Here is an 18,259-nt window from a genome sequence, read left to right on the forward strand (position 1 = left end):
CGTGAAACAGTTTCTTGTGCTCCAGACGCTCATCCTGGCCCTCTTCGTCCTGCTCGGCAACGGCATCCGGTCGATCGGCACCATGTCGGTCTCGGTGTCCCAGGGCGAGTTTGCCAGTTTCCTCGACATATCGGTCGAAAAGACGGACGTGCTGGTCGAAGTGCTGCTGGGTGGCGCGGTGATCGCGCTGGCGCTGGCGCCCTTTGCGATTTCCGTGACAACGGCCCGGCGCGTCGCCGTCTGGGCAGCCGGTTTCGCATCGCTGTGTTACGCCACGGTCGGCATCACCATGCATATCGATCCGGCGCTCGATCTGCGCGAGATCGTCGTCATCGCCAGCTTTGCGCTCGGCGGCTTTTCGGTGGCCTTCTTCGCGCCGCTCGCCCAGCTGTCGATTTCGCTGGCCGACAGCGAGGGCAAGCGGGCCGTGCTGATGACGGTGTGGACGGCGGCCCAGCCGATTGCCTTCCTGATCGCCCCGCAACTGGTGCGCTATGTCGCCTTCGATATCGGCATCGGCAATTATTTCCTGCTGCTGGCGGCCCTGCCGCTGATCTTCCTGGCGATCGTGCCGCTGGTCTTCGACGGCAAGCCTGTCGAGCCGCCGGCAGCCGGGCAAGGCACGACGCCGTGGAAGCCTGTCGTCGTTTTCATCCTCGCGGTCCTCGCCTTTGAGGCCTGGACCACGGCCAATACCTTTGCCGGCATCGACAGCGTGGTCAGCCTGTCGCTGATGGGCGTATTCCTCATTGTCGCCGCCTATATGGTGTCGCAGCGCCGCAAATGGATCCCGCCGGGCACCACCCTGCCCTCTGCGGCGATCTTCCTGCTGATCGTGCTGTTCATCCTGCAGATCCCGACGACGGGGCTTTACGACACGGCCTATCTGGTCCGCCATCTCTGCTCCTCGGAGCTGATCACCAATCGCGCCACCATCGGGGCGGGCTGCCAGGTGCTGGCGGTGTTCGCCACGGGTGCAGCGCTGACCCGCTGGCCCACGCTTGCCCCGACGCTGCTTGGGCTCTCGGTGCCGCTGCTGCTGGCCGGCACTGTGGCAACGGTCTTCTATCGCTACCAGGGCACCGAGGTCAGTCTCTTCTACGCCTCGAAAATCGTTTCGGCGATCGGCATGGGCATGGCGACCACGGTGGTCGTCGGATCGGTGATTGCCGCCAGCGGCGGCAACAAATTCGTCATGCTGGCGCCTGCCTTCATCATCATGTTCGGAACCGAAGTCGGCATCGAGCTGCTGGAAATCGTCTTCCAGTCCGCCAAGCTGTCGGGCCTGGATGAAACCACTGCCTATCAGGCGGTGTTCCTGGCCCAGGTCGTCGCCGTGCTGCTGGCCCTCGGCCTGCTGGTCCAGCGGCTCGGCGCCTATGTCGCCACGCGGCGGCTGCGGCCTGGCCCCTCTCTGCCGGCATCATAACCGGGCAGGCCGGCGTCTTTGCAAGCAAAATCAGTCGTCTTCAGACCGTTGCCGGTCTGTCGGCATGTGCCGAATTCATAGGATAGAAAGGATGCATCGGCGTTTCTGCATGCCTGCAATGAGATCTTATGCCTACTAATTGGGCGCAGGAATGGTCATATTATGGGCATCAACAAAGGAACAAGACAATGACAATTCGCCAGAAAATCCAGGCTTTTGCCGCTCGCCGCCGCGCCATCCGCGAACTTTCCGCCCTTGACGACCGCACCCTCAGCGACCTCGGCATTTCCCGTTCGCGTATCCACTCGGCTGTTGCCGGCAAGTAAGACGGTTGGCGGCGTTCAAGCCGGCAATCGAGTACAGGACAAGAGATGAGCGGCCGTCGACAAAAGTCCGGCCGCTGAAGGGCGGGAAAAGTTCCCCGCCCGACTGAAAGCCCATCCGAGGCCTTACATCTGATTTTTCCAGCAGTGACCGCGCCTCAAAGGCCGTATTCCTCGGGAAACGTCCGCATCGAACTCTCCACCACCGTCACCGCACCGTCGATCAGCGCGCAGCGCCCGCTGCCGGGCAGGATGGCGCACAGATTGTCCACCGCCCTCACATCGTCCCGTGACCCGGATCCCGTGGCGATCCGCTCCAGCAGGCGGGCCATCTGGAAAGTTCCGCATTTGCACGACGGACACTGACCGCAGGAACCGCCGGCAAAGAAGTCGATATACTCGGCGACCTTGCGCACGATGCTGGTGCCTTCCGAAATGACGATCATCGCCCCGGTACCAAGACGCGAGTTGCGGCTGCGCACCGAGTCGAAATCGAGCGCCACATCGAGATCCCGCGCCGTCAGCAGCGTGTTCGAAGGGCCGCCGGTGAACACCGCCTTGAAGGCCTTGCCGTCCAGCATGCCGCCGCCATGGGTAAAGACCAGCTCCTCAAGGCTCGTTCCCATCGGCAGCTCATAGAGGCCCGGCTTCAGCACGTCGCCCGACAGCGAAAACAGCTTGGTGCCGACGGCATTGCCAATGCCGAGCCCGCGATACCACGCAGCACCCTCGCGCAGGATATGGACGACATTGGCGAATGTCTCGGTATTGTTGATCAGCGTCGGCAACCCGCCGACGCCCTTGTCGGCCGGAAATGGCGGCTTGCGGCGCGGAAAGGGAAATCCACCCTCCAGCCACGAGACCACGGCCGTTTCCTCGCCGCCGATATAGCGGCCGGAACTCGGCGTCACCGTCAGGCAGACCGGCCGGCCGATCACGGTCTCGATCAGCCCCAGAAGATCGCTGTCCCGCCATTCCGCCACGGCGTGACACATTTCGGCCAGGCCTTCGCTCTGGTGCGGGTTGATGTAGAATACCACGCGATTGGCGCGGATGGCCAAGGCGGCGATCAGAGCCCCCTCGATCACCTGATGCGGCGTCCAGCGCAGCAGGTGGCGGTCCTTGAAGGTGCCCGGCTCATCCTCATTGCCGTTGCAGACCACATATTTCTCATCACCGACGGCCTCTGCCGCCGCAGTCCACTTGCGCCAGGTCGGAAAGCCGGCGCCGCCCATGCCGCGCAGGCCGGACTGCTCCAGCGTCGAAAGGATTTCGTCGGGCCGTGCAAGGGCTGCCAGAAGTCCCTCGCCGCCGCCGACCGCACGCCAGCCGTCGAGATTGGCGCCGAGCTTGTATTTCGGATTGAGAAGAACGGAATTGAGCTTTTCCATGATCATCGACCTTTGCCGTCGCCGGCCATGTGGCGGCGGAGTTCGAAATTGCCGTAGGGCGGATAAAGGAGCGGCGAGGCTTGCACGTCGCTGAGCCCGGCTTCGGTGAGTTCGCGCTGGAACTGGTGGACATGGGCAAGACCGGCCCTGCTCTGTTCGCGCCCCTTGGCGCGGGCGGCAGCGGCAGCGCCGGCTCGCCGGCCGAACACCAGGATATCGAGCAGGGCATTGCCCATCAGCCGGTTGCGTCCGTGGATGCCGCCGGCCACCTCGCCGGCCGCATAGAGCCCCGGCACCTCCGTCTCGCTGCTCTTGTCGATCACCACGCCGCCATTCTGGTAGTGCAGGGTCGGGTAGATCAGCAGCGGCTCCATCTTGGGATCAATATGGCAGCGGTGGGCGAGATGGGCGAGCGACACCAGCTGCTTTTCCAGGATGTCGGGCTTTTGCCGCAGCAGGCCAGGGATGTCCAAAAACACGCCTTTGGCACCTTGCCGCTCGATGCCGCGACCTTGCGCGCATTCGCGCAGGATCGCTGCCGTCACCACGTCGCGGGGGGCGAGTTCGTCGATGAAGCGCTCGCCAAGCCCATTGACCAGTTGCGCGCCGGCCGAACGCGCCGCCTCGGAGACCAGTCCGCCGGCAAACAGCGAGGGATAGGCGATGCCGGTCGGATGATACTGGAAGGAGTCCAGATCGCGCAGGGTCGCGCCGATCCGGTAGGCCAGCGCCAGCCCGTCGGCCGTGGCGCCGTAATGGTTGGACGTCGCGAACCCGGCCAGATGCAGCCGGCCGGCGCCGCCGGTCGCCAGGATGACGGCGCCGGCGCGGACCACCCGGAAACGCCGGTGTTCGAGATCGTAGAGCACGGCACCGGCGCAATTGCCGCGTTCGTCCGACAACAGCTCGACCGCCGGAAAGCGGTTCATGACCATGATGTTGCGATCGAGTTCCACGGTTTCGCGCAGCGTGCGCATGATCTCCAGCCCGGTAAAATCGCGATGGCTCAGAACGCGGGGCACCGTCGTGCCGCCGGCCCGCTTGCGCATCAGCCGGCCGCCGACCGGCCCGCCCTCGGCCAGGTCGAAGGAGACGCCGAGCGTGATCAGCCAGCGGATGATCTCCGGTCCGTCCCCGACCAGTTGCGCCACCAGATCGCGGTCGGCGACAAAATGCCCGCCCTTGACCGTGTCGTCGAAGTGCCGCTGCAGACTGTCGTCCTCGCCGACAGCCGCCTGAATGCCGCCTTCGGCCATCACGGTATTGCTGTCTCCGATCCGCAGCTTGTTGGCCACCACAACCTCCGCACCGGCCGCGGCGGCGGCAAGGGCCGCTGCTGCACCGGCGCCACCGCCGCCAATCACCAGCACGTCGGTGCGCAATGGCAGCGTGGCTGCCAGATCGACATCGTCGATCAGCGAACGGGATTCCAGCAAGCGGGCCAGCGCCGGATGACAGGCCGCGCCGCGATTGGCGCCGACCCGCAGGATCGCCTTGGCGTCCGGTCCATGGTCGGGATGAAAGGCCGCCAGCAACTGCTCAGTGGCAAGCCCACCGTCGCGCATCGGCAGCACCGCGGCAGATTGAAGCCGGGCCAGCGCCGTTTCGAAAGGGATCGTGTCGACCATGGCTTCAGCCCTCCTGTCTGGCAGTGGTTGGAGCCTGTAGGCGATCCGGTCCGGCAAGGTCGATCGTAACCTCGCCCCGCTCGATTTCGCCGAGCCTGCGCATCAGGTCGACGGGCCGAAGCGTCAGCGCCGTCGTCACCCGGCGGACCATCAGCCCGAGATGGTTCGGCCAGATCCGCTCCGGGCAGGCCAGCGTGCACAGGTTGCACATCACGCACTGGTCGAAAATGTCACCGGCACCGGCGAAATCGCCATCGACCGCCAGCGCCACGCCACGTTGCACGTCGAGCCCCTTCGGACAGGCCCGGTCGCATCCGCCACAGTGGCGACAATGGGCCGCCTCGGGAAAGATCTCCTGGACGGCATCGGCAAAGCGCCAGCTGTCGCGGATCTCCGATACGTCGTAGCGGTGCGGGCGGTCCGGGGTGAAATAGTCGATGAAGCTCACCTGCATGCCGTTTTCGGCCGGCGTTTCGCAGGCCAGAACGGTCGAGACCTCCCGTTCGCCCTCGCGGCGCACCATGCACCGACAAGCCCCGCAGACGCCCTGGCCAAAACAGCCGACATTGGCCGTCAGGGCCCGCCCGCCACGGGTTGCCGCCTGCAGGATGGACATCGGCCCGGCCGACGCTACAGGCCCGCCATCGATCGTCAAATGTATCATGTTGCTCACGATTGCTCTCCTTTGCCCTGCCCGGACTGTAGGCGACAGTCACGGCAAGGGTTTGCCAAAGGCTTTGCAACCACTGTGCCAGGCTCTAGAAAATAACCTATGCAATTGTTTTATATAGCTTTTCTAAAATCCCTCTGACTGTTGCCGCCGGCTTTTGTCCGGGCAACCGACCAAAGCCGAGAAACGCCGTTCGGATCACCGAACGGCAAGCAAGGCCGCTGCCGTTCGTGCGCATTCGGGAAACCGAACGTATTCCATCAGCAAAGCACGGAAATCCGAACGCCCCGGGCCGGGAGCCTCAGATGACATCGTTTAAATTCAATAACTTGCGCGGGGAAAAAGGCCTGGCATGCCGCTTGCTGGAGAATAGCCAGGAACGTCCCGGCACATGATCAGGATCAAAGCGCTAAATTTGATCTCTGTTAATTTCCGCCGACTTGGACAGCAGAAGGATATCATTCGATGGTCGCATTCGAGGAACAGGGAAGCGTTTCGGCATTCGTGCCGACGACCATTCCGTGTCGTTATGCCGGCCGTTGCAGTGTTACATGCCGCCAGCTTGAAAGCGATCTGTTGGATCCGGCCACCTATGCCGATCTGGATTGCGTCAAAAATTTCCGGCGCCGCACAATCTGCATTTCGATCCTGCTGACGCTGGTGATCGCAGCGGCAGGCTTCTGCTTTGCCTATCTCCAGGCCGAGCGAAGCGGCGTCGACGCGTTGCGGAGCAAGGCTGAATCCCAGCTGACCCGTTTCATCGGCCGGCTGGAGCGCGAGATCGACAAGTTCGGCATTCTGCCTCTGACCGCCTCGATGAACCGCGACGTCATCGATTTCCTCCAGGCGCCGCAGAACCCGGTCGCCGTCGACGCAATGAACCGCTATCTCGCCGATCTCAATCGGTCCGCCGGTACAGCCCATGCCTACCTGATCGATCCCTCCGGCGTGATCGTTGCATCCAGCAACTGGAACCAGCCGCCGAGCTTCATCGGTCGCAACATTTCCTACCGCCCCTATTTCCAGCAGGCAAAGGCCGGTTCCATCAGCGGCTATTACGGCATTGGCACAACCGGCAATGCTTCGGGCTATTATCTGGCAACCGCTGTCGAGCAGGACGGACGGCGCCTCGGCGTCATCGCCGTGAAGATCGGGCTGGAGCAGCTGGAAAGGGACTGGCTCGATGATGTCGAACAGCCGGTGATCGTCTCCGACAGCAACAATGTCGTGATCCTGTCGTCGCGATCGGATTGGAAATATCACACGCTGGGGGCGATCGATCCGGTGCTGGCCGCGCAGGTTCTGGAAAACCAACAGTATAACAGGCACAGCCTGGAGCCCCTCACCTGGGCGCCGACCAATCGACTGGCGGATGGCAGTTTCTATGTCCGCATGAACGATGCGACCGGCAGCCACAACTACCTGGCCGTCTCCGGGGACCTGCCGCGCGATTCCATGCATATCGCGGTGCTGACCGATCGCTCGGAGATCTGGCGGCTCGCCATGGCACAGGGGATCATTGCCGCCATCGTCATCATACTGGCATCCCTCAGCCTCCATGTGTTCAACCAGCGCCGCATGGCCACCCAGGAGCGGTTGCGGGCCCGCGAGGCCCTGCAGGAAGCCTATAAGCGGCTCGAGCATCAGTTCGACAAGCGCAGCGCCGAATTGCGCACGGCCAATGAGGGCCTTCGGCACGAGGTGGCAGAGCGCATCCAGACCGTGCGCCGTCTGCAGACCTTCCAGGAGGAGCTGATCCGCACGGAAAACCTCGCGGTCATCGGCCAGCTGTCGGCAGGCCTGGCACACGAGATCAACCAGCCGCTCGCCGCCCTCAGCACGCTCTCTGAAAATGCCGTCCGGTTTCTCGAGCTCAACGACCACGCCACGGTCCGCTTCAACCTGGAACGCATCTGCGACCTGGTGCGGCGCATGGGTGTGCTGACCGGTCAATTGCGCTCCTTCGCCCGGCGTTCCGACGGGGAAAAGACCGCCGTCGACCTCGGGCGATCCATCGACAGCGCTGTTGCCCTTCTCGGCCACCGGCTGAAAACCGAGCATGTGCGCATCACCCTCTCCGTGCCTGATGAAGGCATTCAAGGGTTCGGGGAAGCCGTCAGGCTGGAGCAGGTCCTGGTCAACCTGATCAGCAATGCCATGGATGCGGTTGCCGGCAACGGCGAGGCGGAAATCAGGGTTCGCACCGGCTGGCAGGACAGCCACCCGGTCATCGAGGTCGCCGACAATGGCCCGGGCCTCAGCAGTGCCGTCCTCGACCGGCTGTTCGAGCCCTTCTTCACCACCAAGAAGACCAATGGCCTCGGCCTCGGCCTGGCGATCTCCCAGGACATCGTTCGTAATTTCGGCGGCGATCTCGTCGCCACAAACGGTAGCAACGGCGGCGCCGTGTTCAAGATTATCCTCAAGAGGGCCGACGCGCCGGAGACTGAGCATGCATGATTACCGGGTACTGGTCGTCGAGGACGATGAAGACGTGCGGCTCGGCTGCCTGCAGGCCCTGGAACTTGAAGGCCTGGATGCCAAAGGTTTCGAGAGCGTCGAGGCTGTGGACCTGTCGCTGGTGCGCGATTTCCCCGGCGTCGTCGTCACCGATATCCGCCTGCCGGGCATCGACGGCATGGCCTTCCTGATCAAGCTGATGGAGATCGATCCGGATCTGCCGGTCATCCTGATCACCGGTCACGGCGACGTGGCGACCGCCGTTCAGGCGATGCGCGAGGGCGCATACGATTTCATCCAGAAACCGTTCCAGTCGCAGCAGCTGGTCGGCGTCGTGCAGCGGGCGCTTGAAAAGCGCCGGCTCGCCATGGAGGTTCGCCATCTGCGCCGGCAGCTGGCCGCGATCGGTGGGCTGGAGAGCCGCATCGTCGGGCGCTCGCAGGCCGTCGCCGATCTGCGCGCCCTGGTGCAGGATGTCGCTGCGGTTCCCGCCGACGTGATGATCCTCGGCGAAACCGGCACCGGCAAGGAGCTGATCGCCCGCTGCCTGCACGACCTGTCCGGCCGCAAGGGTCCATTCGTGGCGCTGAATTGCGGCGGCCTGCCGGAAACCCTGTTCGAGAGCGAGATTTTCGGCCACGAGGCCGGCGCCTTTTCCGGTGCCACGAAGCAACGCATCGGCAAGATCGAATATGCCGATGGCGGAACGCTGTTTCTCGACGAGATCGAAAGCATGCCGATGGGCATGCAGGTGAAGTTCCTGCGCGTGCTGCAGGAACGGGTCGTGGAGCGGCTCGGTTCCAACAAGGTGATACCGGTCGATTTCCGCGTCATCGCCGCCACCAAGGCCGATCTGCTCGCTTTGTCCGAGGAAGGAAAATTCCGCAGCGACATGCATTTCCGGCTCAATATCGTCACCATCGACCTGCCGCCGCTGCGCTCGCGGCGCGAAGACATTCCGATGCTGTTTGAATATTTCGTCAGCCAGGCGGCCCTCCGGCTCAATCGCCCCTCTCCGGACATCAAGGATCCGCTGGTGCGCGAACTGATGGCGCATAACTGGCCGGGCAATGTGCGCGAGCTGCGCAACCAGGCGGAACGTTTCGTGCTCGGCCTCAAGACCGCACCGGGCCACGAAGCCGCAAACGGACCGGTGCCGCTGACGACGGCGGTCGACGCTTTCGAGCGCAGCCTGATCATCGAGGAGTTGAAACGCAATGACGGCAATATTTCGCGAACGGCCGAAGCGATGCTGATCGCCAAGACCACCCTGTTCGACAAGATCAAGAAATACGAGATCCGCACCCGAGACGTCTAACCCCAACCCGCGGACCCGTCCGTACCTCCCTTCAGGCCGGCCCGTTTCCAGACGACAGCACCGCTGTCGCCGGACGACGGTGCGCGTCCTCAATCCGGGCACCGGCGACGGTTCACACACCGCAACCGGCACCGCCCATTCGATAAGGAAAGCCAAACGATGCCTCCCATCCTGACCATCAGCGACATGAAGACCCGGGCCGAGCGCCGGGTGCCGAAAATGTTCTTCGACTATGCCGACAGCGGCGCCTGGACGGAGAGCACCTACCGCGCCAACGAGACCGATTTCGGCCGCATCAAGCTGCGCCAGAGAGTTCTGGTCGATATGACCGACCGGTCCCTGGCAAGCGAAATGGTCGGCCAGAAGGTGGCGATGCCGGTCGCCCTCTCCCCGACCGGGCTCACTGGCATGCAGCACGCCGATGGCGAGATCCTCGCCGCCCAGGCCGCCGAAGAATTCGGCGTTCCCTTCTCCCTGTCGACCATGAGCATCTGCTCGATCGAGGACGTTGCCGCCCACACCAAGAAGCCCTTCTGGTTCCAGCTCTATGTGATGAAGGATCGCGACTTCATCGGCAATCTGATCGACCGCGCCAAGGCCGCCGGCTGTTCAGCCCTGATCCTGACGCTCGACCTACAGATCATCGGCCAGCGCCACAAGGATTTGCGCAACGGGCTGTCGGCGCCGCCGAAATTTACCCCGAAACACATCTGGCAGATGGCGACCAGGCCACGCTGGTGCCTCGGCATGCTCGGCACAAGACGGCACAGCTTCGGCAATATCGTCGGCCATGCCAAGAACGTCTCCGATCTCTCGTCGCTCTCCTCGTGGACGGCCGAACAATTCGATCCGCAGCTGTCCTGGAAGGACGTCGAGTGGATCAAGCAGCGCTGGGGCGGCAAGCTGATCCTCAAGGGCATTCTGGACGAGGACGATGCCCGCGCCGCCGCTGACAGCGGTGCCGACGCGCTGATCGTCTCCAATCATGGCGGGCGGCAGCTGGACGGCGCGCCATCGTCGATCTCGATGCTGCCGCGCATCCTTGAGGCAGTCGGCGACCGCATCGAGGTGCATCTCGACGGCGGTATCCGCTCCGGCCAGGACGTGTTGAAGGCCGTGGCGCTCGGCGCCAAGGGCATCTATATCGGCCGGCCCTTTCTCTACGGGCTCGGCGCCGGCGGCAAGGACGGCGTGCGCCAGGTGCTGGAGATCATCGCCAAGGAACTCGATGTCAGCATGGCGCTTTGCGGCAAGCGGCTGATCACCGATGTCGACCATCGCATCCTGATGGGCAATCCGTTTTCGCTTGTCGATCACGGCGGTGGGACGGGAGGTGCGGCATGAATATGCAGATCTCCAGGGGCATAATACCTCCACCCGGGCGCCGCCCCTTCTACCGTCACCTCTATGTCCAGGTGGTCGCGGCGATCCTGGCCGGTGTCCTGCTCGGCAATTTCTATCCCGACATCGGCGTCGAGATGAAGCCGCTCGGCGATGCCTTCATCAAGCTGGTGAAAATGGTCATCGCGCCGGTCATCTTCCTGACCGTCTCGACCGGCATCGCCGGCATGGGCGATACCCGCAAGGTCGGGCGGGTGGCGGGCAAGGCGATGCTCTACTTCTTCACCTTCTCGACCCTGGCGCTGGCCATCGGCCTCGTGGTCGCCAATGTCGTGCAGCCGGGCGCCGGCATGCATATCGATCCGGCCACGCTCGATGCCGGTTCGGTTGCGGCTTATACCGTGCAGGCCCATGAAACATCGCTGATCGGCTTTCTGATGGGCATCATTCCGGAGACCATCGTCGGCGCCTTTGCCAAGGGCGATATCCTGCAGGTGCTGTTCTTCTCCATCCTGTTCGGCATCGCCCTGACATTGACGGCGCCGGCCTCCAAGCCGGTCACCGATTTCCTGCATGCGTTGACCTCACCGATCTTCCGGCTGGTGACGATCCTGATGACGGTGGCCCCGGTCGGCGCCTTCGGGGCGATGGCGTTTACCATCGGCAAATACGGCCTCGGATCGATTGCCAATCTGGCCATGCTGGTCGGCAGCTTCTACCTCACCTCGATCCTCTTCGTCCTGGTGGTCCTCGGTGGCGTGGCGCGCTACAACGGCTTCAGGATCCTGGCGCTGCTGCGCTATATCAAGGAAGAGCTGCTGCTGGTGCTCGGCACCTCCTCCTCGGAGGCAGCCCTGCCCAGCCTGATCCGCAAGATGGAGGAGGCCGGCTGCGGCCGCTCCGTCGCCGGGCTGGTCATCCCGACCGGCTATTCCTTCAATCTCGACGGCAGCAATATCTACATGACGCTGGCCGCCCTGTTCATCGCCCAGGCGCTCGACGTGCCGCTGACCTTCGGCGACCAGATCCTGCTGCTGCTGATTGCCATGCTGAGCTCCAAGGGCGCCGCCGGCATTACCGGCGCCGGCTTCATCACGCTGGCCGCCACGCTCTCGGTGGTGCCCTCCGTGCCGATCGCTGGCATGGCGCTGATCCTCGGCGTCGACCGCTTCATGTCGGAATGCCGGGCGCTGACCAATTTCATCGGCAATGCGGTGGCAACCATCGTCATCGCCAGATGGGAAGGCGAACTCGACATGGCCAAGTTCGAGGCGGCGATGGGCAAGCGAAGCGAAGGGCGGCTGGAACCCGCCGCCGTGCCGGCAGAGCAGGACCGGTAGCCGCTCCGTCTCAGCAAGGGCGCCCTGCCAATCAGACACCCCAAGCGCCGCGCGTCTGCAAAGACCGCGGCGTTTTCGCGTTGCACGGCCGGCGATCCCCGGCCGGACGGCGCTTTCTGCAGGCACGGGCACGGGCTCCCTGTGGCGGAATGACGCAGCCGCTTCAGCCGCCGATCGGCATGGCTCTGCACGGACCTTGCAGCCCTGTTTCGGTCGATTTCGCCCCGCAGGAGGCCTGCCGGGTCGCCCCAAAACACGCCTTTTCCGTCTTGTCTAAGGCCCGTTCGGTTCTCCGTCCGCCCCAGCCGGCCAATCATCGGGATTCCGCCCGTATCGGCCATCACGACAACAGGTGAAAATCATTTTTCTTATTTAATATCAATAGTTTGAATCTAAAAAATCACTCTGGCACGGGCCTTGCAAAACCACTTGTGTAAAGCCGAACGGCACTGGCCGGCGGCTGAATGAAGAAACCAGAAGGAATTTCATCATGGCCACAAGCAGCCCTGTCACCAAACTGGAAAAACCCGCCCGCAACTCCACGCTCGCCGGCGCACCCCTGCTGCATGATCCGGTCCGCAACAAGGGCACCGCCTATTCGCGCGACGATCGCCAGAAGCTCAGCATCGAGGGTCTGTTGCCGCATGCCGTCGAAACCCTGGACCGCCAGGTGGAACGGGTTCTCGCCCATCTCGACCACGTCAAGGACGAGCTCGACCAGTACAGCTACCTGATGGATCTCGAAGCCCGCAATGAAACGGTCTTCTACCGCGCCATCATGTCCGATCCCAAGCGCTTCATCCCGATCCTCTACGATCCGACCGTTGCCGACGCCTGCGAAGCCTTTGGCAATCTCTATCGCCGCCCGCGCGGCATGTACATCACCCGCCACATGAAGGGCCGGATTGCCGAAGTGCTGCGCAATTGGCCGGAGAAGGACGTCCGCTTCGTCTGCGTCTCGACCGGCGGCCGCATTCTTGGCCTCGGCGATATCGGCGCCAACGGCATGGGCATCCCGATCGGCAAGCTGCAGCTCTACACCGCCTGCGCTGCCGTTCCGCCGCAGGTCCTGCTGCCGGTTCTCTTCGACATCGGCACCTCCAACGAACAGCTGCGCGCCGATCCCTTCTATCTCGGCACCCGCGAAACACCGCTGCCGGAAGCTGAACTCGACGAGTTGACGGAAGAGTTCGTACGGGCCGTCGAAGAAGTCTTCCCCGGTTGCTGCGTGCATTTCGAAGACTGGAAGGGCACCGACGCCATCCGCATGCTGGACCGCTACAAGGACAATATCCTTTGCTACAATGACGACATCCAGGGCACCGCTGCCGTGGCTCTGGCCGGCATTGCCGCAGGCCTCAAGCAGACCGGTGGCAAGCTGCAGGACCAGCGCGTCCTGTTCCTCGGTGCCGGCTCGGCAGGCCTTGGCATTTCCAAGCTGATCACGGCCGAATTGCAGACCAAGGGCCTTTCGGCCGAAGAAGCCCGCAAGCGGATCCGCCTGTTCGACGTCAACGGCCTGGTCGAAGCCTCGCGCACCGACCTGACCGAGACCCAGAAGATCTATGCCCACGACGACAAGCCGAGCAAGGATTTCCTGAAGGTCGTCGAGGACTTCAAGCCGACGGTTCTGATCGGTGTCTCCACCAAGCCCGGCGCCTTCACCAAGGAGGTCATCGAGGCGATGAGCCGCCTCAACGAACGGCCGATCATCTTCGCGCTGTCTAACCCGACCCACAAGGCCGAGTGCACGGCCGAGCAGGCCTACACCTATTCGAAGGGCAAGGCGCTGTTTGCAGCGGGCGTGCAGTTCGATGAGGTCAACTACGAGGGCAAGACCTATCGTCCGGGCCAGGCCAACAACTTCTACATCTACCCGGCCATCGGCCTTGCCACCTATGCGGCCCGTCCGACCCGCCTGAACGACGAGTGCTTCATCGTCGCCGCCCATGCGACGGCCGATCAGGTCGGCCCGTCCATGCAGGCCAAGGGCATGCTGTTCCCGAGCCAGGATCACATCCTGGAAACGGAGATCACCACAGCCACCCGGATCGCCGAGTACATGTTCGACTCTGGCCTGGCCACCGTCGCCCGCCCCCGCGAGATCCGCGCCTGGATCGAAAGCCTGCTCTACGCCCCGAGCTACTGAGCGCTTTTCACCTTTGACCGGGACAGCCATGGCGGCTCTCCCGGTCTCCTCAATCAGTGAGATCTGTCATGCAATATTTTGTCGGAACACTCCAGAAATACCCGGAGATCGCGCTCTTCCTGACGATCGGCATCGGCTTCTGGATCGGAAATCTCCGCCTCGGGAAGTTCAATCTCGGCGTTGTCACCAGTACGCTGCTGGCAGGCCTGCTGGTCGGCCAGGTCGGCATAAAACTGCCCGCCGTGCTGCAATCCACCTTCTTCGCCATGTTCCTGTTCTCGGTCGGCTATGCCGTCGGACCACAGTTCATCCGGGCCATCAAGAACGATGGACTGCCACAAGTCCTGTTTGCCGTCATCGTGTGCCTGTCCGGCACGGCGACCGCAATCCTGATCGGCAAGTTCCTCGGTTATGATGCAGCCCTGACCGCCGGTCTGTTGTCGGGCGGCTACACCAACTCGACCGTTCTCGGTGTCGCAAGCGACCTCATCTCGCAATCGGGAATGGAACAGGCCAAGCTGACCGCATCGCTGGCGCTGCTGCCGGTCGCCTATGCCGTGACCTATCCGTTCGGTACAGTCGGCTCGGCCTTCCTGCTGGCCAATCTGGCGCCGAAATTCTTCAAGTTCGACCTGGTCAAGGTCTGCGCCGAATACGAACGCGACCATGGCGGCAATACCACGATCGGCACCACGGCCTATCGCGAATATTCGGCCCGTGCCCTTCGGCTGACCAATACCGCGCTGGTCGGCAAGACCGTGGAAGAAGTCGAAAGCCAGTTCAACAATGAAGTCTTCGTCCGGCGCCTGCGCGCCAGCGAAGGGGCCGCCATCATCGACTGCCAGCGCGATACCGTGCTGACGGAAGGGGCGATCCTTGCTGTGTCCGGTGGCCTTGCCGCACTGCTGGCCTACGAGAACGAGTTCGGTCCCGAACTGAAAGACGTGCCGCTGCTCGACTTCTCGACGGAACTGCTCGACCTGGTGGTCACCAACAAGGCCTATGCCGGCAAGACGCTCGGCGAGATCATGAGCAGCCTGTTCGGCGAACCTGGCCGCGGCGTGTTCCTGACCAAGGTCACCCGTTCGGACATCTCGATGCCGATGAAGGAAGAAATGAAGGTTCAGCGCGGCGACGTGCTCACCATTCTCGGTGCCAAGGGCGACGTGGCCAAGATTGCCAAGCTGCTCGGCTATGCCGACCGCCCGGTCGAAAACTCCGACATGGCCTTCATGGCATTCGGCATCGTCTTCGGCAGCCTGGTCGGCGCCTTCACCATCCACATCGGCGGCATCCCGCTGTCGCTGGGAACCGCCGTCGGCGCCATCGTTGCCGGCATCATCTGCGGCTATCTGCGCTCGACCATGCGCACCTTCGGTCGCATTCCGGGACCTGCCATCTGGGTGTTCAACAATGTTGGCCTCAACGGCTTCATCGCCTGCATCGGCCTCAATGCGGCCCTCGGCTTCGTCGGCGGCATCCAGAACTACGGCCTGACGCTGTTCTTCGCCGGTACGCTGGTCACGCTCGTGCCGCTGCTGGTCGGCCTTGGACTGGGACGCTATGTCTTCAAGTTCCATCCCGGCATCATGCTCGGCGCTTGCGCCGGTGCCCGCTCGACGACAGCCGCGCTCGGCGCCCTGCAGGAAGCCTCGCAGAGCAACGTGCCGGTCATCGGCTACGCCACCGGCTATGCCGTGTCGCGCCTGGTCATGGCCTTGCTCACCATCGTGGTGGTCAACGTCTTCTAGGGATAAACTGGAGATCCATCCCCCATCTCCAGCCTTCATCGCCCCCGCCCGGCCTCACCGTCGAGCGGGGGCGATTGCGTTCAGGCCCTCCACCGCAGCGCCGGCGGGTGCGCAAACCAAATTGCTGGCGCCCGGGCGGTCCGGCAAGCTTTCATTCGTCAATCGTCGAGGATATTTCAGAATTTACTAACGGTTCTTCTATAGGTTGAGACAACGGGGTTTGGGCGGTAATGGATATGTGATGCGCATGGAACACGGTGAACAGCCAGATCCGGAGGAAAAAGCCCGGATCAAGGAACTGACAAGTTTCTGGATTGCCGACACGCCGCCGGAACCACGGTTCACACGGTTCGCCGATTTGGCCAAGAAGCTGTTTGCCACCGAAATGGCCTTCATCACCCTGGTGGCGGAGGAGCATCAGTCGTTCAAGGCCTGTGCCGGGCTGAACATGACGAAAAGTCCGCGTTCGGAGTCCTTCTGCACCCATACCATTGCGTCGAATGATGTTCTTGTCATCAATGACAGCCTCAAGGATCCCATCTTCTCCACTGTGCCGATGGTAACCGGCCCGCCGCATATCCGGTTCTATGCGGGCGCGCCGCTGATTACCGCCAATGGCTATCGCATCGGCGCGATGTGCATTGCCGATCCTTCGCCGCGACTGAAGTTCTCACAGGAAGACCGCGACAACCTCGCCGAGCTCGCAAGGCTCGTGATGGAGCAGATGGAACTGCGTCGGGCGGATTTCATCAAAACGATATCGGCGAATTTCGCCAATGCGACCGAGCTTGCCCTGATATCGATCGACGGGCTCGGACGGATCGAGTTTGCCAATCCCGCCGCGCTTTCGCTGTTCGGCTATACGCCCAACGAGATGATCGGCAGCCCGATCGACATCATCATTCCCGAACGTCTGCGCCATGCCCATGGCCTGGGTCTCTCGCGGGTTGCCCAGGGCGCCGAGCCGAAGCTGAAAGGCAAGACGGTCGAAGTGGTGGCCTTGAAAAAGGACGGAAGCGAGTTCCCCATCGAGGTTGCCCTGTCGATCTGGCGCGATCAACGCGGTCTCAGCGCCGGCGCCATCATCAAGGACATTTCCGAGCGCCGCGAGCGCGACACCAGGCTTCTGCGGCTGGCCAGCCAAGATACCCTGACGGGCCTGTGCAATCGCCACAAGTTCAACGATCTCCTGCGCGCGGAATTCAGCCGCGGCGCAGCGGCAACCGTTCTCCTGCTCGATCTGGACGGTTTCAAGGACGTCAACGATACCCATGGTCATGGCATCGGCGATGCCCTGCTGCAGGCGATCGGCGTCCGCCTGAATTTTGCATTGAGCGAAAATGCGACGCTGGCGCGCTTCGGCGGCGACGAATTTGCCGTGCTTCTGCCCGGCACCGCAGATCCCCTGGCGGCGGGACGCGAGGCCGTGGCCATGATCCATGCGTTCGAAAAGCCGTTTGAAATCGGTGGCCAGGTGCTGGACCTGGGGGTCAGCATTGGCTTTGCACTTGCCCCCCTGCACGGTGCGGACGAAGAGGAACTGGTGGCGAGCGCCGATTTCGCCCTCTATCGCGCCAAGCAGGCAGGCGGCAGGACGTCGCGGATGTTCGATCCGACGATGCGCAACGAAAACCTCGCCCGCCGGGCGCAGCGCGACGAATTGATCAAGGCCCTGCGCAACAATGAGCTGGTGCTGCATTACCAGCCGCAGATCTATCTGGACAGCGGCCGGATCTTCGGCGCCGAAGCCCTGATCCGCTGGCAGCATCCCAAGCGCGGCCTGCTGCTGCCGTCGACCTTCCTTCCGTCCCTGGAACAAAGCTCCCTGGCGCTGGAAGTCGGCTGGTGGGTGCTCGAAGAGGCCTGCCGGCAAAGTGCCGAATGGCGCGATGCGGGCCATTCCACTGTCAAGATGAGCATTAACCTCTTTCCCGTCCAGTTCAAGTCGCCACATATCTGCCAGAAGGTGCGGGAAGCCATAAAGCGCCACGGGCTTAATCCCGCGCAACTGGAACTGGAAATCACCGAATCCGTCGCGCTCAACGATGACAGCCGATCCCTGGACGTGCTCACCAACCTGCGCAATCTCGGTGTCGGCATTGCATTTGATGATTTCGGCACCGGCTACGCTTCGCTCAGTTCGCTGCAGCGCTATCCCCTGACGACGCTGAAGATCGATCGCGGGTTCGTGCAGGACATGCTGACGACACCGCGCGATGCCGCCATTACCCGCGCCCTGATCTCGATGAGCACGGACCTTGGCCTGGAGACCATTGCCGAGGGAATCGAAAGTCCGGCGCAGGAGGCAGCGCTCAGGGCTCTCGGATGCCAGGCGGGCCAGGGCTATCTCTACGGCAAGCCGATGCCGGCGCGGGACATGGAGACGGTCTTCGCGGCGGCGGCAAGCGCCGGACCGAAGCGTCGCTCAGGCTCATCCTGCTGACCTGAAACCGGTCCTC

12 protein-coding genes are annotated in these 18,259 nt (G+C 63.1%); 9 read left to right on the top strand and 3 right to left on the bottom strand.

Going from position 1 to position 18,259, the window contains the following annotated elements; translation table 11 throughout:
• The first annotated feature begins 1 nt into the window (after nt 1).
• Together HGO38_RS12475 and HGO38_RS12480 are read left to right on the top strand one after the other, a co-directional pair.
• Nucleotides 2–1,429 carry a hypothetical protein gene (locus HGO38_RS12475; protein WP_250956209.1) on the top strand — a complete coding sequence of 476 codons (1,428 nt, stop codon included), beginning with the start codon at nt 2–4 and terminating at the stop codon, nt 1,427–1,429.
• Between the two features lie 188 nt (nt 1,430–1,617).
• A complete protein-coding gene (locus HGO38_RS12480; protein ID WP_250956210.1) occupies nt 1,618–1,755 on the top strand; it encodes a YjiS-like domain-containing protein in 138 nt (45 codons plus the stop codon).
• Nucleotides 1,756–1,910: 155 nt separating this feature from the next.
• Here HGO38_RS12480 and HGO38_RS12485 read toward each other — a convergent pair whose 3' ends face one another.
• The 3 genes from HGO38_RS12485 to HGO38_RS12495 are packed head-to-tail and all read right to left on the bottom strand — an operon-like array spanning nt 1,911 to nt 5,435.
• The gene (locus tag HGO38_RS12485; protein ID WP_250956211.1) at nt 1,911–3,149 is read right to left on the bottom strand and encodes a complex I 51 kDa subunit family protein; all 1,239 of its coding nucleotides are present in this window, start codon (nt 3,147–3,149) and stop codon (nt 1,911–1,913) included.
• On the bottom strand, nt 3,146–4,771 hold the full coding sequence (locus HGO38_RS12490) for an FAD-binding protein (RefSeq protein ID WP_250956212.1): 1,626 nt from the start codon (nt 4,769–4,771) through the stop codon (nt 3,146–3,148). The genes HGO38_RS12485 and HGO38_RS12490 overlap by 4 nt, the downstream gene beginning before the upstream one ends.
• A 4-nt stretch (nt 4,772–4,775) precedes the next feature.
• Nucleotides 4,776–5,435: a 4Fe-4S dicluster domain-containing protein gene (locus HGO38_RS12495; protein ID WP_250956295.1), complete on the bottom strand. Its 660-nt coding sequence runs from the start codon at nt 5,433–5,435 to the stop codon at nt 4,776–4,778.
• A 471-nt stretch (nt 5,436–5,906) separates the two neighbouring features.
• Between HGO38_RS12495 and HGO38_RS12500 the strand changes: the two genes are divergently transcribed.
• From HGO38_RS12500 to HGO38_RS12530, 7 genes are all read left to right on the top strand, one after another.
• Nucleotides 5,907–7,901, top strand: coding sequence for a sensor histidine kinase (locus tag HGO38_RS12500; protein ID WP_250956213.1), 1,995 nt, complete (start codon nt 5,907–5,909; stop codon nt 7,899–7,901).
• On the top strand, nt 7,894–9,219 hold the full coding sequence (locus HGO38_RS12505; RefSeq protein WP_250956214.1) for a sigma-54-dependent transcriptional regulator: 1,326 nt from the start codon (nt 7,894–7,896) through the stop codon (nt 9,217–9,219). Before HGO38_RS12500 ends, HGO38_RS12505 begins: the two co-directional genes overlap by 8 nt.
• Nucleotides 9,220–9,378: 159 nt before the next feature.
• Entirely contained in the window at nt 9,379–10,563 is a 1,185-nt protein-coding gene (locus tag HGO38_RS12510) for an alpha-hydroxy acid oxidase (RefSeq protein ID WP_250956215.1), read from the top strand.
• 2 nt (nt 10,564–10,565) lie between these two features.
• Nucleotides 10,566–11,900: a dicarboxylate/amino acid:cation symporter gene (locus HGO38_RS12515; protein ID WP_250956296.1), complete on the top strand. Its 1,335-nt coding sequence runs from the start codon at nt 10,566–10,568 to the stop codon at nt 11,898–11,900.
• A 490-nt stretch (nt 11,901–12,390) separates the two neighbouring features.
• Nucleotides 12,391–14,049, top strand: a complete 1,659-nt coding sequence (locus HGO38_RS12520) for an NAD-dependent malic enzyme (RefSeq protein WP_250956216.1) — start codon at nt 12,391–12,393, stop codon at nt 14,047–14,049.
• Between the two features lie 68 nt (nt 14,050–14,117).
• Complete coding sequence (gene aspT / locus HGO38_RS12525) at nt 14,118–15,800, top strand: aspartate-alanine antiporter (RefSeq protein WP_250956217.1); 1,683 nt, start codon at nt 14,118–14,120, stop codon at nt 15,798–15,800.
• Nucleotides 15,801–16,041: 241 nt separating this feature from the next.
• On the top strand, nt 16,042–18,243 hold the full coding sequence (locus HGO38_RS12530; protein WP_250956218.1) for a sensor domain-containing phosphodiesterase: 2,202 nt from the start codon (nt 16,042–16,044) through the stop codon (nt 18,241–18,243).
• The last annotated feature ends 16 nt before the right edge of the window (nt 18,244–18,259 follow it).

It is taken from the genome of Rhizobium sp. CG5 (assembly GCF_023701945.1).
GTDB lineage: Bacteria > Pseudomonadota > Alphaproteobacteria > Rhizobiales > Rhizobiaceae > Allorhizobium.